Genomic DNA, 25,936 nt, shown 5'->3' with positions numbered 1-25,936 from the left:
TGCATTAGCAACAATTGGTTATTCTTATTATTGAGATAGGTGAAGTCTATGTATTTCTGCCTTAGAAAGTGAAAACTAAAGATCAAAAAATCCACACTTATGACGCAACACAAGTGTGGATTTGGGAAATATAGGAAGAGTTAGGCAAATACGGTTTTGTAGGCTTCGCCAGCACCATCGATGAACATTTGGGTGCCGATAACTGCCAAAATCAGGCCCATCATTTTTGTCACCACATTCAAAGCACTAGGCCCTACCGCTTTGACCAGTTTGTCCCCGAACAGGAACAATATGTAGGTGATGATACAAAGAACCGCAAATGAAACGATGGTAATAATGGTTTGGTCAAAACCACCTGTGGTCGCAAAGTTCATCGCTGTCGCAATCGTACCCGGCCCCGCGAGTATTGGCATCGCCAACGGTGATACGGCAATACTCAAGGCTGCCTGTTGCTGCGCAGGCGAATACGCTTTTTCCTTGGTTTTTTGATGCGTGGAATCTCCTTGCAACATATTAAAACCAATCATAAAGACTAAGATTCCCCCAGTAATGCGCAGCGCATAAAGGGTGATACCAAAGAGGTCGAAAATCACTTTTCCTGCGATGGCAAAGACAGCCACGATGACAAAAGCAATAAACACCGAGCGAAGTGCTATTGATCGAACGGTCTCTTTATCTTCATCCGCCGTGAGGCTCAAAAAGATAGGAATATTGGCAATGGGGTTCATGATCGCAAAGAAACCCATGAACACTGTGACGGTATGAAGTATCAGCTCTTTCATCTTTCCAACGCAGATAAACTATTGATTCTAAAAATAGTATATACCTTCACAAACAGAATGCGCGCCGTTTCCCCAGTCTTAACTCAAACTTATGCTCTAAGGCACAGTTTTTCTTTCGCGATAGTTTACCCATTCATTAAATACCGCTAAGGTGAACGCTCAGCCTAAAAATAGAACAAAGGATGTTAAGTCATCATGAACAGTACGATCCAAACCATTCTTGGCCACCGTTCCATTCGTAAATTTACCTCACAGCCTATCGATAAAGAGCAACTGGAAACCATCCTTCAAGCGGGTCTTGCCGCATCCTCATCCAGTATGTTGCAGGTAGTATCAATTGTTAGAGTCACGGACACAGAGAAGAGATCGCAACTAGCGAAATTTGCAGGGAATCAAGCATACGTTGAAAGCGCGGCTGAGTTCTTGGTGTTCTGTATCGACTACCAGCGTCACGCCAGTATTAATCCTGATGTTCAGGCCGATTTCACAGAGTTAACGCTCATAGGTGCCGTAGACTCTGGAATCATGGCTCAAAACTGCTTATTGGCAGCAGAATCGATGGGCTTGGGAGGCGTATACATTGGCGGTTTAAGAAATAATGCTCAGCAAGTGGATGAGCTACTGGGGCTACCCCAGAATACCGCCATCCTATTTGGTATGTGTTTGGGCCACCCAGATCAAAGCCCAGAAGTTAAGCCTCGCCTACCTGCGCACGTGGTGGTGCACGAGAACCAGTACCAAGATCTCAACTTAGATGACATTCAAGCATACGACCAAACGATGCAGAACTACTATGCAAACCGCTCAAGCAATAAAAAACAAAGTACGTGGTCACAAGAAGTTACGAGCAAGTTAGCAGGTGAGTCTCGTCCGCATATTCTTCCGTATTTGAATGGGAAGGGGTTAGCAAAGAAGTGACCATGCTGAAAGACAACGAAACAAAAACGAGACATGAGTCACATTATTGATAATCCTATTTAATACAACGAGATAATTAGTCGGTAGATTTTCTTGGTTGTATTTTAGAAAGAAAACACTACATATAGAGCTAATAAACAAAATTTGAGCTAATTGAACAAGTTTTTTATCCACAATATGAAATCTTGTAAATAAAAACATAAAAATACGATATTTATCTGGACACCTGCTGAATTTCTGTCTATTGCTCTAGTCATTGAAATTCATTAGAGTTCGCGTCTCCAGATGCAACCAATTCCTTATTGAGCACTTTATAAATAAAAAGAAGTGGTGCCTATAAGATTATGTTGTGAAGTTTTTTCTGGAGAAGAATGTTGCTACCAGCAACTCGCTCTTTACGTCAGATGAATGAAAAAACATGAATTTCAAACATAAAAAGCTAGCTAGTTTAGTGCTTTCCTCAGTACTTCTTTCTGGATGTACTGTACCCGGTAGTCACCTTTCCACAGATGGAAAAAACTTCGTCGAAGACAGCAATGTTAGTCGCACTTCTGATTTCAATGTTTTTCCACTTACACTTGATAAAGTATCTCAACTTAAAAGTTTGGGAATAGAAGCCAAATCCAACCCTGAGCTAGATCGCCAACTTAGCGCTTATGAGTATGAGGTTGGCCCTGGAGATATACTAAACATTACTATTTGGGATCACCCAGAACTAACTATTCCAGCTGGTTCTTATCGCAGCTCTGCTGAAGCGGGTAACTGGGTACATGCTGATGGTACTATCTTCTATCCATATATAGGTATTGTTGAAGTTGCGGGTAAAAACGTTCGTCAAATTCGTGCAGATATTTCTCGTCGATTAGCAAAGTACATAGAAAGTCCTCAAGTGGATGTCAGCGTCGCCGCTTTTCGTTCGAAAAAATCCTACATAACTGGTGAGGTAAATAATCCGGGACAACAACCAATCACCAATATCCCACTGACCTTGTTAGATGCAATTAACCGTGCAGGTGGATTAGCCGAAAACGCCGACTGGAAAAATGTAACACTGACAAGAAACGGCATTGTTGAAAACATATCTCTTTATGCGCTGATGCAAGAAGGCGACCTCACTGAAAATAGGCTACTTCAACCAGGTGATATCATCCATGTGCCAAGAAATGATTCGCAAAAGGTTTTCGTTATGGGTGAAGTTAACGACCCTAAACTACTGAAAATAGATCGCGCTGGCATGAGCCTTACGGAAGCTCTGAGTAACGTTGGCGGTATTAATCAGATATCAGCGGATGCGACAGGTGTATTCGTAATTAGGAGGTCACAAGACGCAGGTTCACTGGGCGACATATATCAACTTGATGTCTCCGATGCAGCAGCGCTCGTTATTGGTACTGAATTTGCTCTCAAGCCGTATGACATCGTTTATGTCACTGCGGCGCCTATCAGTCGTTGGAATCGCGTTATTGCACAGCTAGTACCTACCATCTCTGGCTTCAATGAACTTACAGAAGGCGTCCTTCGAGTCAGGACTTGGCCATAGAAAAAGCATTCTGAAGGGCTTGTTTGAACACAAACAAGTCATTCAAACGTTGTCTATAAGGAGCAAAACATGTTTTCGAACATTCTTGTCGTGTGTGTAGGTAATATTTGTCGTTCCCCCACAGGAGAGCGGTTACTACAGCAACTACTCCCAGATAAACAGATTTCTTCGGCGGGTATTGCCGTAGAAAAAAGTCGCCTAACCGGAAAGCCAGCAGATGAAACCGCCAGGCTTGTCGCGTCAGAACGTGGTATCTACCTGCTAGACCACAAAGCACAGCAGCTAACCGCTCAGTTGTGCGCAAAGCAAGACCTAATATTGGTGATGGAACAAGGTCATATCGATGCTTTGACGGAGCTGGTACCGGAGGCTAGAGGTAAAGCAATGTTATTTGGTCACTGGATAGGTTCCGTGGATATTCCAGATCCATACAGACAGAGTAGAGAAGCCTTTGAACATTCATTATCTCTGATTGAAAATGCTGCTCATGCATGGGCAAAAAAAATATAAATTCAGATCACTTGGCGAAATATAAAATAATGGCTAACCAAACAATACAATCATCTGCTCTTGCTGATGATGAGATCGACCTAGGCAAGCTCTTCGGCATATTGATAGACGCGAAATGGTTTATCATCAGCATTACACTCTTTTTTGCAACATTAGGTATCGCGGTCGCGTTGCTATCAACTCCGATTTACAAAGCCGACGCGTTAATACAAATCGAAAAGAAGAGTTCAGGTGGTATCTCTGCGATGGTCGGTGACATGGGAGAACTCTTTTCTGCCGAATCATCAGCAACTACAGAAATTGAAATAATTAAATCGAGAATGATTCTCGGCGATACCGTTGATAAGTTTAACTTAACAACCATTGCCACTCCTGATTACTTACCTTTTGTTGGTAAAGGTCTAGCACGAATCAACGGTACTCAAAACTACATTTCTTTGACCACGTTTGAAGTACCTCGAACGGCTAGAGGGTTATCTCATCAACTGATTGCTACAGACGTTGAGAAAGGTCAATTCAGCCTAATGCTTGAAGACCAAATGGTACTTTCTGGTTCAGTTGGTCAACTGATTGAGATGAATGGCTATCGTGTAAAAGTGAACCAGCTCAATGCTCAAAATGAAGATACTTTTACAATAAGTAAAATAAGCAAGTTAGATGCTATCAACAAATTAGCCTCACAACTTGCTATTTCAGAGAGAGGTAGCCAAACAGGTATTGTATCTCTAAGCATTGAAGGTGAATACCCAGACCACAATCAGCTTGTTTTAAATGATGTTGTTCAAAACTATTTTTTGCAGAATGTTAGAAGAAACTCAGCTGAAGCTGAGCAGAGCCTCAACTTCCTTAAAGGTCATTTACCCGAGATTAAGGACAAGCTAACTATTTCAGAAGATACATTGAACAGTTTTAGACAAGAAAACGAATCTATCGATTTAAATCTCGAAGCACAATCTACTCTAAAAGTGATGGTGGCACTTGAAGCCCAACTTAATGAGTTAACATTTAAAGAAAGTGAAATCAGTCAAAAATTCACCCAAGACCACCCAGCTTATAAATCGCTGTTAGACAAACGTCAGACATTACTGCAAGAGAAAGAGCGTCTTAACAAACAAGTTCAAAAACTGCCAAAAACACAGCGCGAAGTCTTGCGTATGACTCGTGATGTCGAAGTAAACCAGCAAATCTACATCCAACTTTTGAATAAAGTTCAAGAGCTAAATATCATAAAAGCTGGCACCGTAGGTAATGTGCGTATTATTGACAACGCACAATCTTACGCAATTCCTATTAAACCGAAAAAACCTTTGATTGTAGTTTTGGCTACTCTTCTAGGAGGCATGGTAGCTGTCGCATTTGTTCTGGTAAAAACCGCGTTTCATCGTGGACTGACTTCTCCTGATGAAATTGAGCAAACTGGAATATCTGTATATGCAAGTGTTCCAAAATCGGCACAACAATTGGAAGTCGCGAACAAGCTAAAACGTAAAAACAACAAAGATTTACTTCTTTTAGCAAATGCCAATCCAGCAGATCTTTCAATTGAAGCACTACGTGGACTTCGAACCAGCTTACACTTCGCAATGTTGGAAGCCAAAAACAATGTCTTAATGATTTCAGGCCCAGCTCCTTCCATTGGTAAGACGTTCGTATCAACCAACTTTGCTGCCGTTGCGGCTAAAACGGGTCAAAAAGTCCTTTTGGTGGATGCTGACATGCGAAAAGGTTATTTACAGCAATGTTTTGGCCTCACAGCAGAGCAAGGGTTATCTGACTTACTAAGTGGAAAAATTGATCGAGCAACCGCAATCAAGCTAAGTCAAGTTGAAAACTTGGATGTGGTTACTCGTGGTCAAGTACCACCAAATCCATCAGAGCTTTTGATGCATCCACGATTTGTTGAATTTGTAGAACAAGTATCAAAAGAATACGATCTAGTCATCATCGATACACCGCCTGTACTTGCAGTAACGGATCCAAGCATCGTTGGTGCACTTGCTGGCACCACATTGATGGTAGCTCGCTTCGACCAAACGACATTGAAAGAAATTGAGGTAGCCCGTGGTCGCTTCGAGCAATCAGGTGTAGAAGTTAAAGGTGTGATTCTCAATGCGGTTGAGAAAAAAGCATCTAACTCATACGGCTATGGATACGGCTACTACAACTACGCGTACAAAAGCGAATCATGAATTAATCTAGATCGCTAATTTGACCAAATATGACAAAGCCCTGCTAGAAACAGCAGGGCTTTTTCTATTGCACTCTTAATTGCTTGTACGTCAACAAACTGAGCGAGACAAAGAATATTGGGTCACTCCAACCAAAACCGACAAATACTCCTGTAATGCCGGCATAGGTAGTAATCACTGCCCCTAACCCATTAGTAATAAATAATGCTTTAAACAGTTGTTTCGCAGTCTTACCAGATTCCACATCTCGTAGCATCAAACTCACCGCAGCGATTCCACCTAAAAAGATCGACGTATGTTGCGATAAAAACAGCGCGTATTGGTCGTTAATTTGTACGCCATACATCGGCCACATCATGGTTGGTACAAAAAACAACGCAAAAGCGAATACCGTATATATGACACCATGAACGGTTAGAAAAGTGCGGTTGGTCATCATCTCCTTATCCTCCAATCGGCCCTTGATTGATCGTCGTTAACGGCACATTGATATCGAAGATTTGACCTCGTACTTCGACTACGCCCATTTTTCGTAAGCGTGCGGCATGCATTTCGAGATAAGCTTGCGCCGTGGCTTCATCTTCAAAAAGATAGATACCACCACCGAGTTTGTCTTTTTCGTTTTCCGTCCAAATTTTCCAAATCATGCCCGGCTCTTGGTTAATCGACTTAGCTAAGTCGACCAAAGCATTCGACATCTCTTCACCAAACGGACCATGAAATTCAAAATCAACTTGCAATAATTTCGCCATCTTGAGTCTCCTCTTCTTAATTGACTCGCTTTCGATGACAAGATTATTACCTTTATAAAACTGACAAAAAAGTTCATAATTTTGCCATTAACTGTTTAAAAAATTGACTCATGAGACTAAAAACGACCTTAGAACAATGGCAAACGCTACAAGCGATTGATCAAGAAGGCAGCATTCAATCTGCAGCTTTGCTGCTCAACAAGAGCCATACCACATTGATCTACTCGGTGAGGAAGTTAGAAGACCAACTTGGTATTCAACTTATCGAAGTACGAGGGCGCAAAGCAGGTTTGACTGAGCACGGCAAAACCATACTGCGTCGTGCACAATCCATGCTTGAACAAGCGCGGGAACTGGAAGTCATCAGCGAGCAGTTAAAAAGTGGCGTGGAATCTCAAATCACTGTCGCAATAGATCATCTTTGTGACCCTTGTTGGCTTTATGCACCACTCAGTCAATTTTTGGAGGACAACAACACGACCTCCGTTCAAGTGGTTGAAACGTCACTGAGCAAAACAACCGAAATGGTCGTAAATGAGCTCGCTGACATCGCAATCATCAACTTACCGATAACCAACTACCCTGCCGAAGCATTTGGCGTAACAACTATGCTGCCTGTAATCGCAGCACACCATCCACTCGCTAAAAAGCCGCATATTTCCATCGACGATTTTGCAACCACCAGCCAAATTGTCATCCGTGACTTAGGCGATTCAGACAAAACAAAAAGAGATGTGGGTTGGTTACGCGCACGTCAGCGTATTACCGTCGATAACTTCGACCACGCTTTTCACGCCGTAGAGCTAGGCGCTGGATTTTGTCGGCTACCAGCGCACTTAGTTGCAGCCCGCAAGAGCGATAAAATTAAAGTATTGGAGATCGAACACTCCCATCAATATCAAGTTGCGCTGCACCTCACTTTGCCCAAAGGAGCCAAAAGCGGTCCTGCGACTCAAGCGCTTTATCGTACTTTACTCAAAAGTGTAGAAACTCGAGCCTAGCTACAGTGGTATTGAGTTGAATCGCTAGTGTTATCGCCTATTGATTCTACCTAAATATAGAGAAACGGCCATTTTGTGAAGCTACACTCTCACAAAAGGTTGCACGGAGGATAGCGACCACCTACTATCACTCTGCTCATGCCTAAAGCACCCAACACTCGCGGAAAGAACTCGGTTCACGGCAATATCCTCACCTGCTTGGTTTAGCAGGCACAATCTGTTTTTACCTTCTTTTTAGCTTCTATTTAGGCGAGTGTGGAAGAAATAAGAAAGGTGAAATATGAACTCTACAAATAGCTTCTCGATAAATATCAATCAGCAAAAATCCATTGCTAAAAAAAGGCTCAAAGCTATCCGCCTATACGATGACGCTACGTTGGAGTTAGTTAAGCGATGTCACTCCAAACCAGAGTCATTGACTCCCAATACAATTCAATTGGCTGACGTTCAACATGCACTCGCAAGAGAACTGGGCTTATCCAGTTGGAGTAAACTAAAAGCTCATGTCGAAGAGCTAGAAGCGCACAAACGAGCCATCAAAGAACAAAAACCGCCCCTAGATGCGAAAGTAAAAACGCTACACGTTCGTTGTGGCCACGACATTCAACAACAACTTAAAGCCAGCGGATTTGAAGGGACATTTTTAGCCCTGATCGATCCGCTTTGTATTGGCCCCATACCAGCAACACCACAGAACTTCCTTGCCATTCGTGCCCAATATGTCGTAGAGACTCTGCTGCCTGTGATGAAGCGTGAAGACTCGGTTCAAGATATAGTCACATTGGAACAATCAAACATCGATCTGTTGCAAAGTGATGTATTTGAACGAATCGTCTTTTGGGTCGAACATGACAGCTATGATCAATTGATGCTAATTCGTGCTCTAACACAGTTAGAGAATGTAGAGAATAAAGTGATAGAGATCATTGAGTTGAACCAGTTCCCGGGCACTGAGCGATTCATCGGCTTTGGGCAGTTGCCTGAAGAAGCTATTCGTTCTTGTTGGCGATACCGTAAACCCGTATCTGCTAAGTTATTGAGCCAAGCAAAGCAGTGTTGGCAAGCAGTGTCATGTTCCTCACCAAAAGCTATCGTCAGTTTGATAGAGCAACATCAACTGGATTGCTTACCGAACATGTCCGATGTGCTTAGGCGTCTCTTGCAAGAACTGCCTCATACCAATAGCGGTTTGAGCATGACTCAACAGCTTGCTTTAAATGTATTGAGTTCACAGCGTTCACCCATCTCTGTAACAGAGTGGTTCAAGCGGTATCAGCAAATTGAACCGCTACCTTTTTTAGGTGATGTCATGTTTTACGCCCTACTGTTTCCACTTACTCAATCCGAAGTGCCGCTTTTCGCTATCGACTCAGTAGAGAAAAATTGGTGGGAACAAAAAGTTACTTTGACCGAATTTGGCAAAGCGTGTTTAACAGGCCAAAAGCGAGCAAAGCAATGTTACTGGGTGGGCGGAGTGCGAATAAGCGAACATAATCATTGGCGTTGGGATCACCAACGCACCTCCACACTATCTCACTACAAAAAATCGTAATTACGCAACCTTGAGCTGTGATGCTATTGACTGTAGTGAGCATTAGCATCGCCGTCTGGATCCAAATCCTATTACGACCTATCACCCTATTTCACACTGCATAAACCGTAACTATTTATGCAAAAATCAGTTTCCGCCTCGAAGATATGCACATCATTCCTTATTTAACCGAAATGTAAGAATTCATTTCTATCGGTTGTATGTTCGATAAAAGTGTTAAAACTTGAAGTTTTCAACCAGCCATTTCGTTACAATTTAGTTAAAGTTCTATTTTTTATAGTGACAAAGTTCACATCTATTAATCAATCAGAGGATTATTCTTTCGTATTTTCCCACTCCACTGCTACTCTGCTCGCCGCTTTGAAGTGAACTCAAGGTGCATAACTATAAGGAGTGTTCTCATGAATACCAAGAAACCGATGTCGCTCACCAGCCGAGTAATTTTAGGTATGGTAGCGGGTATCTTGACAGGATTTGCAATTCGCACACTTTTTGCCGACAACGGATTTGTCGACGCATACATCGTTAATGGATTATTTGAAGTTGGTGGGCAGATCTTCGTCGCCAGCTTAAAAATGCTTGTCGTACCACTAGTGTTTGTTTCACTGGTTTGCGGCACGAGCTCTCTAAAAGACCTTTCTACATTGGGTCGCATGGGTGGTAAAACCCTTGCTTTCTATATAGCAACGACCGCTATCGCTATCACACTTGCGCTTACAATGGGCACGCTATTCCAACCGGGAGCTGGCGCTGATCTGACAGCAGCAAGCTCATTTAAGTCGGCAGAGGCGCCTTCTTTGGGTCAAGTGATCATCGATATGTTCCCAACCAACCCAATCAGCGCGATGGCAGAAGGTAAAACCCTGCAAGTGATCGTGTTTGCGGTTCTGTTTGGTGTCGCGATCAGCGCAGCAGGTAAGCCTGGTGAACGAATTGCAGCATTCTTCTCTGATCTAAACGAAGTGATCATGAAGCTTGTAGCAATTTTGATGAACCTAGCTCCATATGGCGTGTTCTTCTTGATGGCGAAGTTGTTTACTGGTCTTGGCTTAAGTGCCATCGTCAACCTAGCCGAGTACTTTGTTGTGTTAGCGGGCACACTATTGCTTCACGGCCTAGTGACTTACAGTCTAATGCTAAAAGGCTTTACTGGCCTTAGCCCAATTACGTTCCTACGTAAGATGGAAGACGCAATCATGTTTGCCTTCTCAACGGCATCATCAAACGCGACCATTCCAGTGACAATGGAAACAGCAAAACACCGCATGGGCGTAGATAACCGTATTTCATCATTCACTGTTCCTCTAGGTGCAACCGTGAATATGGACGGCACAGCCATCATGCAAGGTGTCGCAACCGCATTTATTGCTCAAGCATTCAATATTGATTTGAGCATGGGCGATTACATGATGGTTATCATGACCGCAACACTTGCCTCTATTGGTACTGCGGGTGTTCCTGGTGTTGGCTTAGTAATGCTAGCCATGGTACTGAACCAAGTTGGTCTGCCGCTTGAAGGTATCGCGCTCATCATGGGTGTTGACCGTCTTCTTGATATGATTCGTACCGCGGTAAACATCACTGGTGACAGTGCAGTAACCGTCATCGTTGCGAAATCAGAAGGTGCATTGGATGAAGCTCGCTTCAACGACCCAATGGCAGGCGTTGCCGAAGAAGAAGTGCATCTTAAACGCGCTGACGCCTAAATCGTTCTGCGATTACCATTCTGAAATTACATAGTCCTGTCTAAAAGAAAGCCCCGATGGAAACATCGGGGCTTTTGTTTTCTCCGCGTCTAGAAATGCTCTTTCTAATCTGCCATCGAATTCAGTTTCTCTCTGGCTTGTGCTTCGTGTTCTTTAGTGATGGCATTGCCAACAGAGTTAGCGGCTAACGTAAGTGCTGCCATGTCATCGGTAAAGCCGACGCCTGCTAGTACGTCAGGCACCATATCTGTTGGTAATACAAAGTAAGCCAACGCGCCACCTAAAATCGCCTTATGGCGAACGGCGGTGTTGGAATCTGTCATCGCGAGCCATGATTTGATGCCCATTACGGCAATTTCTTCACCCGCTTTCTTAACCGACCCTTTCATTTTTCGCCAGAAGGTTTTCTCATCTGGCGCTTGCATCGTTTGATCTTTGGCGTATTTCGACGCCGATTTTACAGACATTGTTGTGGTCATCGTTGCCTCCGAAATTTATGACTGTGGCCAACATATTAATAAATCGAACCTGAACGCAAGATTAATAACAAGAAATGATAGTAAAGTGAAACAAAAACACAGATAGAAAAATCCCCAAACCGAAGTCTGGGGATCGTGATGTTGGGAACCAAGCTTTAGAAGGAGAATGCCTTATTGAGCAATCTTCTCCAGTACACGCATCAGCATTTTGATTCGTGGCTCGATAGACTCAAGCAACAAGTACTCTTGGTCACTGTGGAAACCTGCACCGATAGGTCCTAGACCATCCAAAGTTGGAACGCCAAGAATTGCCGTATTGTTTGCATCAGAGCCGCCACCCACTTCTTTCCAGTTGATGTCGATAGCCAGTTCACTTGCTGCTTCTTCAACTAATGCCATCAAGCTTTCAGTTTGCGTGCTTGGCACCATAGAGGGTTTGTAAGCTTCACGAACCAACTCGATGCTAACGCCATCAACGAATGGTGTTTCCAGCATGCCGTTTAGCTTGCTATCGACATCATCGTATTCTTCATTACTCCAGAAACGCACATCCACGATCGCTTCAGCGTGCTCAGGGACGATGTTTGCGCCGTTACCGCCAGACACAATACCCACGTTTAATGTGGTGCCAGATTCGAAGTTCGTCATGGCATTGATTGCGAGAATCCAGTTCGCCATCTCGGTAATTGCACTGCGGCCATTTTCTGGCTCGTTGCCAGCGTGGGCCGCCACGCCGTTAAACGTGATTTTGTAACGCGCCATGCCTTTGCGCGCTTTGACTAAACCGCCGTCTGCGCGTGCTGCTTCTGCCACCAATACGTTTTTCGCGTTTTTTGCAACAGATTGAATCCAGTCGACCGAATCTAACGATCCGGTTTCTTCGTCTGGGTTCATGCAGATACAAATCGACAGTTTATCTAACACCGCTTGGTCGAGGTTACGCATCGCGTACACAATATTCAGCAAGCCAGATTTCATGTCCGAGACACCCGGACCGTACGCTTTGTCAGCGTCTTGAGACATAGGACGTAATCCAGCGGTACCGACAGGGAACACTGTGTCCATGTGACCAATCAGCATCACGTCAACTTGCTCAGCCTCAGGCTTGTTTCGAACTTCAAGACCGATGCCCGCTCTGCCACAGTCGATGCGTTTTACGCTCCAACCAGACATCGCTTGGTACTTCTCTTCAAATTGAGAAGCGATAAACTCAATGCCATCAGTGGTGTACGTGCCACAATCGACATTGATGAGAGGACGAAGTTCTTCGAGATATTCATTAAGAGAAAACTGCATGATTGCCCCCTAAACAAACAAGTTCATGACTAGCATTGCGCCAAATGCGTTCAATACGGAAATCGCAATCATGATTGGGATGTAACGACCTTCAGTACCGATAGGTCCCATAATTCGACCCATGTACTGAACCTGTGAGCCCATTAGGTAAATTGCAGGTGCAAGAATCGCGATGTGCGTACCGTTCAAGATGCCTTGGTCAAACAATGTGATAACCACGCCAACTGCGCCGCCCATCGACATCCAAGCACCAATCAGCACCGCAGCCGCTTCACCTGGCAAACCAAAAACCGCCATTACTGGAGAAAACACCGAGCCCATCAAATCCAACGCGCCAGTGATCTGCAACGCCTTAATGATGACAAACGCCATAAGAACGTTAGGCACGGTTGATGTTGTCGCAATAACCCAGCCTTTTTTAGCGCCTTCAACGAAAATATCCGTCACCATCGGCTTACTTACTTTTACGTCACTCATTACGCCGTCTCCTCTTTTAAGTTCTCAGATTTGCTTTTCTCTTGCTTGTCTTCTTTACCTTCTGTGATGTTTAGGTAGATACGGAATAAGTTCGCACCCACGATTTTAAACAAGAACATCACCACAACCGCCAAACCAATAGAAGACGTTACGGCAAGCGAGCCATCCGCCATCGTCAACGTAAACAGTACCGCCCCTGAGGAGAAAAAGTTAACAATAGTGGCACCAGCGGTGAACTGGAACATAGTGAACACATCGGTTTCGCGTTTGGTGAGATGGCCTTCATCTTTAAGCTGACGAGTCATCGCCGCGCCCGCGTCGGTACTTTGCAGCGAAGCGATAAGAGCCAAACCAGAGTTACCCGGAATACCCATAATTGGACGAAGAAGCGGCGTTAACAGTTTGCGTGCTGCTTCTAGTGCGCCATAGTGCTCAAGTACATTGATCATACCCAGTGCGAACATAACGGTAGGAATCAAAGTAAGTGCAAAAATGAAACCGTCACGTGCACCGCTACCACCAGTACCACGAAGCGACGTTGTTGCAACTTGCACACCGTCAGCCGTTTCGGTGACACCATAAGCCACCTTGCCAAAAGAGCCATTCAACGTTGTGAAATCAAATACGCCATACCATTCGTTCGATTGCATGAGACCAGAAAAGAAGACGACCGCAAACGCCAGTGCAACGTAGCACCCCAGCGTAACCTTGCGCTCGGTTTGAACAGGATTTTTCATAACATTACCTACACATGTGGGACAGGACACATATGTTCACCCGAATAATGTGCTAGAGAGATGATCAAAATCAATCCGCCTGCCGAACATTCTGGCGACTCAGTTATGAAGTTTTGTTTTATGATTTTAATCACATTTGAAAGATAATAAAAATTTGTGCTAACAATTAGGTATATTAATCTATATCGATACCTCAGGACTTCTTCATCAATCCGACCAATGATTTCAACGAATATTGCTTTCTACAACATTCATGACGTACTTCATACTTTGGCATTGAGGCGATATCGATTAACTCGAAAGTAACATTCCATAATGAAATTTAGGTTAGGATTGTCCGGTCATATGCAAACGGCATAAACCAGAATCAACAGGACTAGGCAGCCCATTGTTACGCTCACAACCTAAAATAGCCAAGTGGACACTCGCCCTCGTGTTTTGGGTGGTGATGGTATGTTTGAGCCAAAACTCCGGCTTCTCGAAAAGCTGCCCTAAGGCTCACCAAATACAGAGTCAGCAAAATGAAAGCGTGAATTTATCACCATCTTGCGACCTTTCAGAGAAGCTGGTTCAAGCGTACCAACACCAGTTTGATCATATTCTTATTCCATTTTTTCTGTTTGCTTTGATTGTGGCGCTGCCGATGGCATCCACAGCAATTCGTTATCTGGAATACACAGAACCGATACGGGAAAAGTATCGGGTTCACCTAAAACTTTGCGTGTTTAGAGAATAAACCCAGCAAGGCGAGAAACCCGCTCGCCTGACTTTTGTACGTATTTTATTCACTTCACATAACAAACAACGAAATCTAAAAGTTTTAGGAAATATTATGACATTCACTCGTACACTTTTGGCGTTAACGATGGCTATCGTACCTGCCGTATCTTTCGCCTCAGAAAAGACCTCAGAACAAAAGCTAGAGGAAATTACTCAGATACTAAAAGAGAACCCTCAAATTCTTGATTCATTGCACCAAAACCTGCAAGAGTACATTGCGTATCAACAGTCATTTGGCGACACCTTGAAGGAGGTTCGTCACTATCTAAATGATGGCAAACATTCCTCTTTTGGTGCTGAAACCCCTGAGTTAACCATTATTAACGTAACGGACTACAGTTGCCCTTTTTGTAAACGTTTAGAAGGCGAACTGGTCAAAGTTGGTAAGGAATATCCGCAGATAAAAGTGCTTAACCTCAATGTTTCTTTTAAAGAACAATACGAGAAAAACGGCTACAACTCGGCAAGTTACGCATTAAATGTTTGGCAAAACCAGCGAGATAAGTACGAACAAGTGCATGCGTTATTGGTAAAAAAACCGGGCGCACATGATGCACGTTCGTTAAAACAGATCGCGAAGAAAACGGGGACAGAAGCGCAGCTTGTCGACGACAAAGAGACCAAAGCGCTGCTTGATAAAAACTATCAGTATTTCACGCAACTTGGTTTACGCGGCACGCCCGCGTTGATCATTAATGATCAGATCATTCCTGGTTATGTGCCGTTTGACGAGCTAGAAAAAGTCATCGACCAAGAACTGGCGAACTAAAACAACAGAGCCCTTCCCTGATAACTCAAGGAAGGGCTTTATATTTACCAACATAAAGAGCGTTTAGTTACTTATCACGCCCTACAAACGCCACGACGACTTTGTCATTGCCAAGCGAGCGAGAGAAAACGTACGCGCCTTCCTGTTCAATCACTCGATGCTGACCTGCGCCAATGGCAGGGTGTGCTTGACGGAACTGACCAAGGGTTTGCCAGTGTTTCAGCAAAGCTTGTTTGTCATCAGATAGCTTCCAAACCATGTCTGAACGTGTGCCTTGGTGGAAATCATCCGCGTAAGGGCCAATGTTACGGCCTACTTCATCGCCATAATAAACCTGAACCGCTCCTGGGCTAAGGAGCAATGCGTTCGCGGCGTTACGTTGCATGCCGTAATCTTTAAAACGTGAGAAGAACAACTCCGTATCGTGAGAAGACATGTAACTGACTGGGTTGAAGTCTTTCTCGTTCGCGATAGTGTCCGCATAGCTTTGGTAAGTGTCTGCCATTTGGCTAAAGCACGCCGCGCCTTTGTCTAGCTTCTTCTGCATATCGAAGTTGATCAACGCGTCAAAACCATCATCGAAATAAGGGCTGCGATACGCGGTGTGTCCCCAGACTTCGCCCATCATCCAGAACGGCTGACCTGATTTGCCATTTTCTTTACGCCATTGTTCTAGGCTGTTCGATGCTTCCTCTTTTAGACGCTTCCAAACTTCACCTTCGACGTGCTTCACCGTATCGACACGGTAACCATCAATGCCAAAGCGTTTCACCCAATCAGTTTGCCACTCAATTAGGTAGTCCGAGACGGTGTAATTGTCACGCGCCTCAACGCGAGTACCAGGGTTATTCAACAACCATTGCGGCGGCGTGACGGTTTTATTGGATTCAGTGATGAAATCTGGCAAGCCAGCAAGAGACATCGTAATGTCGCTACTGCCAGGAGCTGGGTAACCCGGCAAACCGGTTCTTACCCAATCGCCGCCCCACCACTTCGCCCAGTTCGGACTCTGATAATCAATATTCTGGTGGTAGCTATGCCAATTTTCGCCTGCTTTTGGTTGCCAGTCGCCCCATTTCTTGGGCAGTTCGGCATTAGGCTTTAACACATCGATACCGTCGAACTGTAGATCTGCCAATGTTGAGTAACCAGAATGGTTGATAACCGCATCCATCAAGACTTTGAGGCCACGCTTGTGCGCCTCTTCCACCAGCGTTTTTAAATCTTCTTCGTTACCGAAGTTCTCATCAATCTTGGTGAAATCGCGCGTCCAGTAGCCGTGGTAAGCATAAAACGGGAATGAGCCACTATCGCCACCACCGACAAAGCCGTGCACTTGTTCAACGATTGGCGACAACCAAATCGCGTCTGTACCTAGGCTCTTGATGTAATCCAATTTCTGAATTACGCCTTTAAGGTCACCGCCGTGGAACGTGCCAACTTCATCTTTGCCGTCTTTTTTACGACCATAACTGTTGTCGTTACTTGCGTCTGCGTTGTTGAAACGGTCAACCATCACGAAGTAAATGTTCGCGTTTCGGTAATCAAATGGCACCGCTTCTTTGGTTTTCTGCACAGGCTCTAGCAGCACTAGGCCGCCAGAGTCTTTACTTGGCGTCAGTGATACTTTCTGCTCTTTCACTTCAACCATTTGACCTGAATAAGCATCGCGTAGCTTGGTGCCTTCAGGAAAGCTATCCCCCACAGCGATCGTCACTTCACCGCCTTGGTAGACTTCACATTGTACTTGCGGGATCGGGCGTTTAAATTCGGTTTTTGCTGCTTTTTTCGGCTCTCGCTTAAACAACAACGTCTTAGCCGCATCGTCATAAGCGAAGGAATAGTCGCCAGTAAAGCGAACTTTGAGTGGCAGTTCGGTCGGCTTGCCACAATTTAGCGCGATAGGTTTATTGAACTTCACTTTCTGACCATCAGGTGCAACGCAGTCGCCTTCAACGCCCGTGATTTTAAGCGTGTATCCGTCTTTGGTTAGAGGCACAACCAAAGGCTGCTCTGCACTTAGCGGGAAGTCACGGCTGTTGGTCGTGGTAGAAATGGTGATGTTAGGCTCGGCGATGGCACTTGCCGACGCAAGCAGTAAAGTAGTGGTAATCAGGTTCAGTTTCATCGTTCAGTCCATTGGTAGCACATGGTAACCATGCACATTTATTAGTTTTATTCACACTAATTGTGCCTAGATAAGAAACTGAACACATCATTCTAACTGCCTACGCCCCAAAGGTCGTGACGCTTCACATTTTATTGATATAGGGGCGTAGTTCTATTTAAGCGCAATGGATTGAGGGAGTTAAAGTTGCACGTTACCAAGATTGCTCATTTGATTCATCGCCCATCTTGTGCGGCGAGCAGTGTAATCACTTTGTGGATAGACTTTGATTCGATATGGGTTTGGCAACACCACGGCTAAACGCGCTGCTTGCCACTTCGAGAGTTGCTTTGCACTGACACCAAAATAATTCTGCGCCGCCGCTTCAGCGCCGTAAATACCGGGACCAAATTCAACCACATTTAGATACACTTCGAGAATGCGCTCTTTACTCCACATCAGCTCCATCAGCAAGGCAAAGTAAAGCTCATAAGCCTTGCGAACGTAGGAGTGAGAAGGAAACAAAAACACATTTTTCGCGGCTTGTTGGGTAATAGTGCTCGCGCCTCTCGACGGACCATTATCACCAGCCTCGGAAATCACGTCGAATAGCGACTCGAAATCGACACCATAATGATGAGGGAATTTTTGGTCTTCGGTCGCAATCACCGCTAACTGCATATTTTTTGAGATACGCGACAAGGATACCCATTCATGTTGGCTGCTGTCTGGATAGTTCTTTGGTGGCGCAACAATGCGGCTTAACTTCCATCCCCATATTGGTGGATCGACATATTTCACCACACCAACCAAAACGATTGGGGCAATCAGTAATATCAACACCATTTTAAACAGAAATGACTTAAGCCTTTTCAACATGTGTGGTTCCCCAATGTATTAGCGATTGATGATAAACAAACCAGCGAGCTTGCCTGATTCAATCAGGAACAACAAGTTTTCGAGGTAAAAAATAGGTCAAAAAAAGCCCGATTTACATTGTAAAACGGGCTTAGAATTTGATTAGACTGAATTATTTATTCAGCTTGTAGAACACGGTTGAAAGTGGTGGTAAACGAAGCTCAAGTGATTGAGGCAGTGATTCACTTTCGACTTTTTCCGTTTTCACACTGGTCAGCACTTTAAAATCGCTGCCGCCGTATTTGCTGTCGTCCGTGTTCAGCAGCAGTTCGTATTGACCTGCATTTGGAACGCCTAAACGAAAACGCTCGTGTGGTACGGGCGTAAAGTTGGTGATGATGAGAATACGCTCACCTTCTTTACTGATACGCTCGTGCGCTAGGATACTCGCATCCGCTTCGTCTTGTAGACGCCACTCAAAACCAGCAGGAACACAATCTTGATCGTGCATCGCCGCTTCATTTCGGTACAAGTGGTTCAAATCGCGCATCAGCTTTTGCACGCCTTGATGACGCTCATATTCCAGCAAGAACCATTGCAACTGATCATCGTGGTTCCACTCCGCCGTTTGGCCGATTTCCGCGCCCATGAAGTTCAGCTTTTTGCCCGGTTGACCATACATGTAACCGTAGTATGCACGTAGGTTTGCAGTTTGCTGCCATTCATCACCCGGCATCTTGTTATGGATAGAGCCTTTGCCGTACACCACCTCATCGTGAGAGAGAGACAAGACGTAGTTCTCGCTGTGCGCATAAACCAGCGGGAATGTGATGGTATTGTGGTGGTATTTGCGGTGAACAGGATCTTCTTTGATGTATGAAAGACTGTCGTGCATCCACCCCATATTCCACTTGAAGCCAAAACCTAAACCACCCATAAAGGTTGGCGCAGACACCCCCGGAAACGCCGTTGACTCTTCCGCAATCGTCATCGCATTCGGGAAGTGCTTGTACACTTCTTCGTTCATCCATTTTAAGGTTGCGATTGCGTCGTAGTTTTCGTTGCCACCATCGACGTTTGGTACCCACTGATCGTGGCTACGTGAGTAGTCGAGGTAAAGCATCGATGCGACTGCGTCCACGCGAATGCCATCAATATGGAATTGTTCAAACCAGTACAGCGCATTTGATACAAGGAAGCGACGCACATGTTCACGACCGAGATCGTAGATGTATGAGTTCCAATCTTGGTGCCAACCGCGACGTGGGTCCGGGTCGTGGAACAACGGTGTGCCGTCAAAGTTTGCTAAACCGTGGTCATCCGATGGGAAATGTGCCGGAACCCAATCCAGCACCACACCGATACCAGCTTGGTGACACGCATCCACGAAGAATTTGAAATCATCCGGAGAGCCGTAACGGCTAGTTGGCGCAAATAAGCCAACGGGTTGATAGCCCCATGAACCATAGAATGGATGCTCAGACACAGGCATCAGCTCAACGTGGGTGTAGCCCATATCCACAAGGTATGGCACCAACTGCTCCGCGAGTTCGCGGTAGTTGAGGAAATCACCGTTCTCGTCGCGCTTCCATGATCCAGCATGCAGCTCATAAAACGATAACGCTTCATCACGCTTTTGTGTCACTGCGCGGTTTTGCCATTTCGCATCTTGCCATTGGTAACGCTTGTGATCGTAAGTAATGGATGCGAACGATGGGTATTGCTCAGAGTAGAAACCCCAAGGGTCTTGTTTGTGTGGCAGCCCTTCCCCATTTGGCCCTTTGAGCTCAAATTTGTACTGAACGCCTTCTTCTAAGCCAGGAATGAACAAACCCCAAATGCCATAATCTAAACGTTGCATTGGGTGACGACGACCATCCCATTGGTTGAAGCAACCCACAAGGCTAACAGCCGATGCATGCGGAGCGTAGACAAGGAAACGAACACCGGAAATGTTTTCACCGCCACGTTCTAGCGTGACAAAGTGCGCGCCCATGTAGTGATACATGTCTTTTGGTGTATGCAGATGCTCGTACTCTTGGTAGATATTGTGGTACTGGTACGGGTCATCAATAATTTGTTCAACACCATTCCAATCGACCGCTAAACGGTAGTGGGTCAGGTGTAAATCGCGTTGCTCTTTTAAGATAAAACCGCTGTCGCCATCGCGTTCAAGCGCCACGCGAGGTTCACCATTAACAAGCAGTTCAACCTTGTTTGCGCCCGGCATCCACACTCGCAGCGAACCTTCGCCGTCATCAATGAATGGGCCCAACGCCGCAAATGGATCTGAGTAAGCCGCCTCAGCAAGCAGTTCGTACGCGCGTTCGTGTTTTTTCTTTATTTTCTTTGTTTTGGTGATTTTCAAATCTTTCTCCCTAGAGCCAATATTCGTTTGAACCGAATGTTGGTTTCTCCACAGCCAACGTTGTGAACTCACAAAAGACTCCGCTTCTCACGTTCGTCGCGTAAACGGCGTCAAAATACAAAAATGCCCGCTATTGTCGCGGGCATAATAACGGTACTTCATCCTAACGGATTGTGTGGGTTGAATGAGTGACCTAGACGGAACTTTCGTACCTCTGAGCTAACAAAATTAGTAATCCGCTCATTCATCTACGTCACTCTACGCATCTTATTTGCTCGCCTGTGCGCGAACTTCTGTAAGGCGTTTAGAAATGCGATTCACGTCTTCACGACTGAAGATTTCATCTAGGTTCATCGACAGCTTACGACGCCAGTTTGGATACTCATCAACCGTGCCAGGAATGTTGACCGGTTGATCCATTTCTAACCAGTCTTCAAGCTGAACGCTAAGCAGTGCAGAATCACCCGCAGCAACGTGCAATTGAAGCGCTTCGCTTAGGTATGAATCCATTGGTACGAACTGCGCATCATGGCCAATGCCTTCTGGCAAGTAACCGTGCCAACGAACGCTGTCTAGGATGCCTTGTTTGCACTTCAAACGGTCAGCGAATAAGCCTTCCAACTGTTTTTCATCTGGGTACAGACCAATCTCACGACCCATTTTCAAGTCATCACAGTGCCAGAAACCGCGTAGGGTTGGCATGTCGTGCGTACACAATGCCGCCATAGACTGCTCTGCGTAATGCTTCGGAGAAATAAAGCCGCCGTCCTCTTTTGAGGTTTCGAAGAAGAAGACTTTGTACGAATGCACGCCCGCATCACGTAGGATATCCACGATTTCATCTGGTACAGTACCTAAGTCTTCACCAATCACAGAGCACTGATGACGGTGCGACTCAAGCGCTAGGATTGCGAGCATGTCTTCCACTGGGTAGTACAAGTACGCGCCTTCTGTCGCCTTCTCGCCTTTTGGAATCCACCATAGACGCAATAGGCCAAGTACGTGGTCGATACGCAGTGCGCCACAATGCTTCATGTTGGCACGTAGCAACTTGATATACGCATCGTAGCCTGTCGCTTCCAACACTTGAGGGTTAAGCGGTGGCAGACCCCAGTTTTGACCTAGAGGGCCAAGAATATCTGGTGGCGCACCGATGCTTGCATCCAGCACTAGGTTGCCTTCATCCGCCCATGTTTCACTGCCAGAATCTGCAACACCTACAGCAAGGTCGCGGTACAGACCCACAGCCATGCCTTTTTCTTCAGCTAGGGCTTGCGCTTCTTTGATTTGATCGTCTGCGATCCATTGTAGGTACATGTACAAGTGAACGCGATCTTGGTTGTCTTTGATGTATTTCTGAGTGCCAGCCGCGTCGAATGTGCGGTATTTCTCAGGGAATACAGGCCAACCCCAAACGCCAGAATCTTCAGCGTGCAAATCTGCGTGAAGCGCATCAAATGCCGCTTGGTGCAATAAACTTTCGCCGCCCTTCTCTACGAAATCTAAGAATGCGCGAGCGCGGTCCGTGTTTTTATCGAGATGACGAGCCTTGAACTCACTAAACAGCAGCGGCAATACGCTCATTTTTAGTTGAGAAACTTCGGTGTAGTTCACCCAATGTGAGTCACGCGCTTTTTGTAGACGTTGTTGGAACTCTGCGCTGCCCACTCGCTGTTGTGCTTCTGCACTTAGTGCAAACTCAGGTACAGAGCTTACGTCGATGTACATGATGTTCAGCCAGCGACGAGAAGACGGGCTGTATGGGCTCGCACCTTCTGGGTTTGCTGGGAAAAGTGAGTGAATTGGGTTCAAGCCAATGAAGTCACCACCACGAGAGGCAATGTCACTCACCAACTGTTTTAGGTCACCAAAATCACCGATGCCCCAGTTATGCTGAGTACGCAGTGTGTAAAGCTGAATGCTTGGACCCCACAGTTTTTTGTGTTGGTTTAGGTCTTCTTGTTTGAAACACGCTTTCGGTGTGATGATCAATGACATCTCGTAAGGCGTTTTACGACGCTTGCGACTGATGATCAGTTTGTGGTAACCCCATGCCAAGTTCTTTGGCAATGCAAACACTAGAGGGCCACCCTCAGCACGCTCATCACGAACAATTTGAGACTGAAGATAGCCTTCAAGTACCTCTCCTTGTTCTGTTTCTAAACGCCAGCTGAATTCACTCTCACGAGCACTCGTACCTAGGTTTAGTTCCACTTCGACTGGTTCGCCGTCGCGTAAAACAAGAACAGGGGCTAGTACGTCTTTCTTATGTTTCTTTTCAGCAGAAGCCAATAGTTTTTCATCGCTGCTAGTATCGTAGCCTAGTGAAGTGAGCAAGCGGCGTAGAGTCTCGTCAGAAACTTTTGCCTCGTCTCCCCACGCGCTGACATAGCTATCAGCCAATCTCGCCATTTCCGCGACTTTCTTTAATGCTGTTTGTTCTTTCATCGCTTTCTCCGAAGGTAATACCAACACCTTCCATGTAGGGTTTTATTGTTATCAATAACGTAAGTTTGCAAATGACCAAAGGTAGCGCTTGGCTACCTTGGTCTTAACTCTGTTCTATTAACGGTGAACCGCTTCTAGTTTCCAGATATTGTTCACGTAGTCGCGAATTGAGCGGTCTGAGGTGAACTTACCAACAAGGGCGGTATTAAGAATGGCTTTCTTCGCCCAGCCAGCTTGGTCTTTATATTGTTTGCCCATCTCTTCGTGCGCTTTCACATACGATGCGAAGTCCGCAAGACATAGGTATGGGTCACCGCCATCCAGTAGGCTATCGTACGTTGCACGTAGTAGGCCCGGTTGACCTGGAGTGAATTCTTCACCCAGTAGTAGGTCCATGGACGCTTTGAGTAGGTGATCCGCGTTGTAGTAGTCAAATGGGTTATAACCTTGAGCTTTCAGTGCTTTCACACCTTCAACGTCTAGACCGAAGATGTAGATGTTTTCATCGCCCACTTCTTCACGAATTTCAACGTTCGCACCATCCATCGTACCGATAGTTAGGGCACCGTTTAGCGCCATCTTCATGTTACCCGTACCTGATGCTTCTTTACCCGCTAACGAGATTTGTTGAGAAACGTCAGCCGCAGGGATGATGATTTCAGCCATGCTCACGCGGTAGTCAGGAATGAATACCACTTTCAGCTTGTTACCGATGCGAGGGTCGTTGTTCACCTTGTCTGCAATCTTGTTGATTGCGAAGATGATTTCTTTCGCTAGGTGGTAACCCGGTGCGGCTTTCGCTGCGAAGAACACTACGCGTGGCGTGCACTCAAAACCTGGTTCGTTAAGAATACGGTGGTACAAAGACAGTACGTGTAACAAATCTAGATGCTGACGTTTGTACTCGTGCAGACGCTTGATTTGAACATCGAAGATAGCATTAGTATCGAGCTCAATACCCATGTTCTCTTTCACCCAAGTTGCTAGGCGTTCTTTGTTCTCTTTCTTCACTGCCATGAATTCTTTTTGGAATTTCGCGTCAGTCGCGTACTTAGCAATGCCTTCTAGCTGCTCAAGTTTCGCTGGCCATTCTGCGCCTACTTTCTCAGTAATAAGCTGAGACAGACCTGGGTTACAGAATTTCAACCAACGACGTGGCGTGATGCCGTTTGTTACGTTGTGTAGACGTGTTGGGTACATTTCATGGAACTCTGGGAATAGGTCTTTCTTAACCAATTCAGAGTGAAGTGCCGCCACGCCGTTTACTGCGTAAGAGCCGATTACACATAGGTTTGCCATGCGAACCATGCGGTGGAAACCTTCTTCGATGATAGAAAGCTTCTGTTGTTTCGCAACATCACCCGGCCACATTGCACGTACGTCTTGTAGGAAGCGATGGTTGATCTCGTAAATGATCTCCATGTGACGTGGTAGTAGGTGCTGAATTAGCGACTCTGGCCATGTCTCTAGTGCTTCAGGAAGTAGCGTATGGTTGGTATACGCGAATGTCTTAGAGCTGATTTCCCAAGCCGCTTCCCAAGTTAGACCTTTTTCGTCCATCAGGATGCGCATTAGTTCAGGAATCGCAATCGTTGGGTGCGTATCGTTAAGCTGGATAGTCTCTTGCTTAGGTAGATCCGCTAGCGAGTAGCCTGCTGCTTCATGGCGACGTAGGATGTCGCGTACAGACGCTGCTGAGTGGAAGTACTGTTGCATTAGACGCAGTGTTTTACCTTTCTCGTGGTTGTCGTTCGGGTAAAGCACTTTAGTGATGTTACCTGCGTCGATCAGTGCGTGTTGCGCTTCGAAGTAATCACCGTTGTTAAAGCTTGCTAGTGAGAATGGTGCAATCGCCTGACATTCCCAAAGACGTAGCGGGTAAACTGTGTCTGATTCGTAACCTACGATAGGCAGATCCCAAGGCATTGCTTTTACAGACATACCTGGAACCCATTTGCGAACTTCTTTACCGTCTACATTAACAACTTCAACGTGACCGTAAAAACCGATTTCTTGCGCCAGCTCAGGACGAGCCACTTCCCAAGGGTAGCCTTCCACACCACGCCATGCGTCTGGTGCTTCTTGTTGGCGACCGTCTTTGAACGACTGCTTAAACAGGCCGTATTCGTAGTGAAGGCCGTAGCCCACTGTTGGGAACTCTTGAGCAGCACATGAATCCATGAAACATGCAGCCAGACGACCAAGACCACCGTTACCAAGTGATGGATCGCGCTCTTCTTCTAGAAGGTCAGTTAGGTTATGACCTAACTCAGCCATTGCTTCTGTTACTTGTTCGTACAGACCCATGCTGATTAAGTTGTTGCCCGTTAAACGGCCAATAAGGAATTCTAGTGAAAGGTAGTTAACGCTCTTCGCTTGTTGGATGCGAGGATCGGTTTCAGTAGCAAGCAAATCAAAAGTAGTGAACTCAGCCAGTGCGCGACCCATTGCTAGGTACCATGCGCGGCTGTCTGCATTTTCAACCGTGTGAGCGTAAGTTACTGAAAGGTGTTTCTTAACGCTGTCTTGGAAGGACTTCTTGTCAAATTGTTTCTGTTGAGTAGGTTTCATTACGAAATTCTCACGTCTTTTAGTAATTCATCTGCCATACATCGTGCATTTACCTCTGTGAATAAACATCCTCCTAATTCTCCTCCTTTGCAGGAG

21 protein-coding genes are annotated in these 25,936 nt (G+C 45.5%); 9 read left to right on the top strand and 12 right to left on the bottom strand.

Annotation, left to right across the window (positions count from 1 at the left end; all coding sequences use genetic code 11):
• Window positions 1–140 precede the first annotated feature (140 nt).
• Window positions 141–782: a MarC family protein gene (locus NL646_RS10270; protein ID WP_017447202.1), complete on the bottom strand. Its 642-nt coding sequence runs from the start codon at window positions 780–782 to the stop codon at window positions 141–143.
• Window positions 783–977: 195 nt separating this feature from the next.
• Here NL646_RS10270 and nfsA point away from each other — a divergent pair, with 195 nt between their 5' ends.
• The 4 genes from nfsA to NL646_RS10250 all read left to right on the top strand — a co-directional run bounded on the left by nfsA (window position 978) and on the right by NL646_RS10250 (window position 5,939).
• Window positions 978–1,700, top strand: coding sequence for an oxygen-insensitive NADPH nitroreductase (gene nfsA, locus NL646_RS10265; RefSeq protein ID WP_253664182.1), 723 nt, complete (start codon window positions 978–980; stop codon window positions 1,698–1,700).
• A 418-nt stretch (window positions 1,701–2,118) separates the two neighbouring features.
• Window positions 2,119–3,240: a polysaccharide export protein gene (locus NL646_RS10260; protein WP_005458384.1), complete on the top strand. Its 1,122-nt coding sequence runs from the start codon at window positions 2,119–2,121 to the stop codon at window positions 3,238–3,240.
• Window positions 3,241–3,309: 69 nt separating this feature from the next.
• Window positions 3,310–3,750 (top strand): low molecular weight protein-tyrosine-phosphatase, encoded by a 441-nt coding sequence (locus NL646_RS10255; RefSeq protein ID WP_218768047.1) that lies wholly within the window; start codon window positions 3,310–3,312, stop codon window positions 3,748–3,750.
• 29 nt (window positions 3,751–3,779) lie between these two features.
• Window positions 3,780–5,939: a polysaccharide biosynthesis tyrosine autokinase gene (locus tag NL646_RS10250; protein WP_253664181.1), complete on the top strand. Its 2,160-nt coding sequence runs from the start codon at window positions 3,780–3,782 to the stop codon at window positions 5,937–5,939.
• A 64-nt stretch (window positions 5,940–6,003) separates the two neighbouring features.
• Here the strand turns inward: NL646_RS10250 and NL646_RS10245 are convergent, their stop codons facing one another.
• On the bottom strand, window positions 6,004–6,375 hold the full coding sequence (locus tag NL646_RS10245; protein WP_015313637.1) for a hypothetical protein: 372 nt from the start codon (window positions 6,373–6,375) through the stop codon (window positions 6,004–6,006).
• A gap of 7 nt (window positions 6,376–6,382) precedes the next feature.
• Window positions 6,383–6,691 (bottom strand): monooxygenase, encoded by a 309-nt coding sequence (locus NL646_RS10240; RefSeq protein WP_140323836.1) that lies wholly within the window; start codon window positions 6,689–6,691, stop codon window positions 6,383–6,385.
• A gap of 110 nt (window positions 6,692–6,801) precedes the next feature.
• Here NL646_RS10240 and NL646_RS10235 point away from each other — a divergent pair, with 110 nt between their 5' ends.
• The 3 genes from NL646_RS10235 (at window position 6,802) to NL646_RS10225 (ending at window position 10,950) form a co-directional block, all read left to right on the top strand.
• Window positions 6,802–7,692: a LysR family transcriptional regulator gene (locus NL646_RS10235; RefSeq protein ID WP_053316133.1), complete on the top strand. Its 891-nt coding sequence runs from the start codon at window positions 6,802–6,804 to the stop codon at window positions 7,690–7,692.
• Window positions 7,693–7,972: 280 nt separating this feature from the next.
• The gene (locus NL646_RS10230; protein WP_140096188.1) at window positions 7,973–9,244 is read left to right on the top strand and encodes a DUF1835 domain-containing protein; all 1,272 of its coding nucleotides are present in this window, start codon (window positions 7,973–7,975) and stop codon (window positions 9,242–9,244) included.
• Between the two features lie 401 nt (window positions 9,245–9,645).
• Entirely contained in the window at window positions 9,646–10,950 is a 1,305-nt protein-coding gene (locus NL646_RS10225) for a dicarboxylate/amino acid:cation symporter (protein WP_005458380.1), read from the top strand.
• Window positions 10,951–11,054: 104 nt separating this feature from the next.
• Here the strand turns inward: NL646_RS10225 and NL646_RS10220 are convergent, their stop codons facing one another.
• The 4 genes from NL646_RS10220 to NL646_RS10205 form a co-directional block, all read right to left on the bottom strand.
• A complete protein-coding gene (locus NL646_RS10220; RefSeq protein ID WP_253664180.1) occupies window positions 11,055–11,429 on the bottom strand; it encodes a YkvA family protein in 375 nt (124 codons plus the stop codon).
• A gap of 171 nt (window positions 11,430–11,600) precedes the next feature.
• Window positions 11,601–12,725: a M20 family metallopeptidase gene (locus NL646_RS10215; protein WP_253664179.1), complete on the bottom strand. Its 1,125-nt coding sequence runs from the start codon at window positions 12,723–12,725 to the stop codon at window positions 11,601–11,603.
• 9 nt (window positions 12,726–12,734) lie between these two features.
• Window positions 12,735–13,202, bottom strand: a complete 468-nt coding sequence (locus NL646_RS10210) for a YjiG family protein (protein ID WP_005458317.1) — start codon at window positions 13,200–13,202, stop codon at window positions 12,735–12,737.
• Window positions 13,202–13,939: a nucleoside recognition domain-containing protein gene (locus NL646_RS10205; protein WP_005458324.1), complete on the bottom strand. Its 738-nt coding sequence runs from the start codon at window positions 13,937–13,939 to the stop codon at window positions 13,202–13,204. Before NL646_RS10205 ends, NL646_RS10210 begins: the two co-directional genes overlap by 1 nt.
• Before the next feature lie 448 nt (window positions 13,940–14,387).
• Here NL646_RS10205 and NL646_RS23435 point away from each other — a divergent pair, with 448 nt between their 5' ends.
• The gene (locus tag NL646_RS23435; protein WP_005484669.1) at window positions 14,388–14,675 is read left to right on the top strand and encodes a hypothetical protein; all 288 of its coding nucleotides are present in this window, start codon (window positions 14,388–14,390) and stop codon (window positions 14,673–14,675) included.
• Window positions 14,676–14,771: 96 nt separating this feature from the next.
• Window positions 14,772–15,488, top strand: coding sequence for a DsbA family protein (locus NL646_RS10195; RefSeq protein WP_005499951.1), 717 nt, complete (start codon window positions 14,772–14,774; stop codon window positions 15,486–15,488).
• 67 nt (window positions 15,489–15,555) lie between these two features.
• Here NL646_RS10195 and NL646_RS10190 read toward each other — a convergent pair whose 3' ends face one another.
• From NL646_RS10190 to NL646_RS10170, 5 genes are all read right to left on the bottom strand, one after another.
• The gene (locus tag NL646_RS10190) at window positions 15,556–17,616 is read right to left on the bottom strand and encodes an alpha-amylase (RefSeq protein ID WP_140343612.1); all 2,061 of its coding nucleotides are present in this window, start codon (window positions 17,614–17,616) and stop codon (window positions 15,556–15,558) included.
• A 180-nt stretch (window positions 17,617–17,796) separates the two neighbouring features.
• Window positions 17,797–18,474 (bottom strand): monofunctional biosynthetic peptidoglycan transglycosylase, encoded by a 678-nt coding sequence (mtgA, locus tag NL646_RS10185; RefSeq protein WP_140343613.1) that lies wholly within the window; start codon window positions 18,472–18,474, stop codon window positions 17,797–17,799.
• A gap of 151 nt (window positions 18,475–18,625) precedes the next feature.
• Window positions 18,626–20,875: a 1,4-alpha-glucan branching protein GlgB gene (gene glgB, locus NL646_RS10180; RefSeq protein WP_031791469.1), complete on the bottom strand. Its 2,250-nt coding sequence runs from the start codon at window positions 20,873–20,875 to the stop codon at window positions 18,626–18,628.
• 213 nt (window positions 20,876–21,088) lie between these two features.
• Window positions 21,089–23,269, bottom strand: coding sequence for a 4-alpha-glucanotransferase (gene malQ / locus NL646_RS10175; RefSeq protein ID WP_005480181.1), 2,181 nt, complete (start codon window positions 23,267–23,269; stop codon window positions 21,089–21,091).
• Between the two features lie 117 nt (window positions 23,270–23,386).
• The gene (locus NL646_RS10170) at window positions 23,387–25,840 is read right to left on the bottom strand and encodes a glycogen/starch/alpha-glucan phosphorylase (protein WP_140052416.1); all 2,454 of its coding nucleotides are present in this window, start codon (window positions 25,838–25,840) and stop codon (window positions 23,387–23,389) included.
• Window positions 25,841–25,936 lie beyond the last annotated feature (96 nt).

Origin of the sequence: Vibrio sp. Y20_XG_PY13, assembly GCF_024181925.1 — a bacterium.
GTDB classification, from domain to species: Bacteria; Pseudomonadota; Gammaproteobacteria; order Enterobacterales; family Vibrionaceae; genus Vibrio; species Vibrio parahaemolyticus.
The sequence above is the reverse complement of the archived record's forward strand: the minus strand, read 5'-3'. Positions and strand labels throughout refer to the sequence as shown.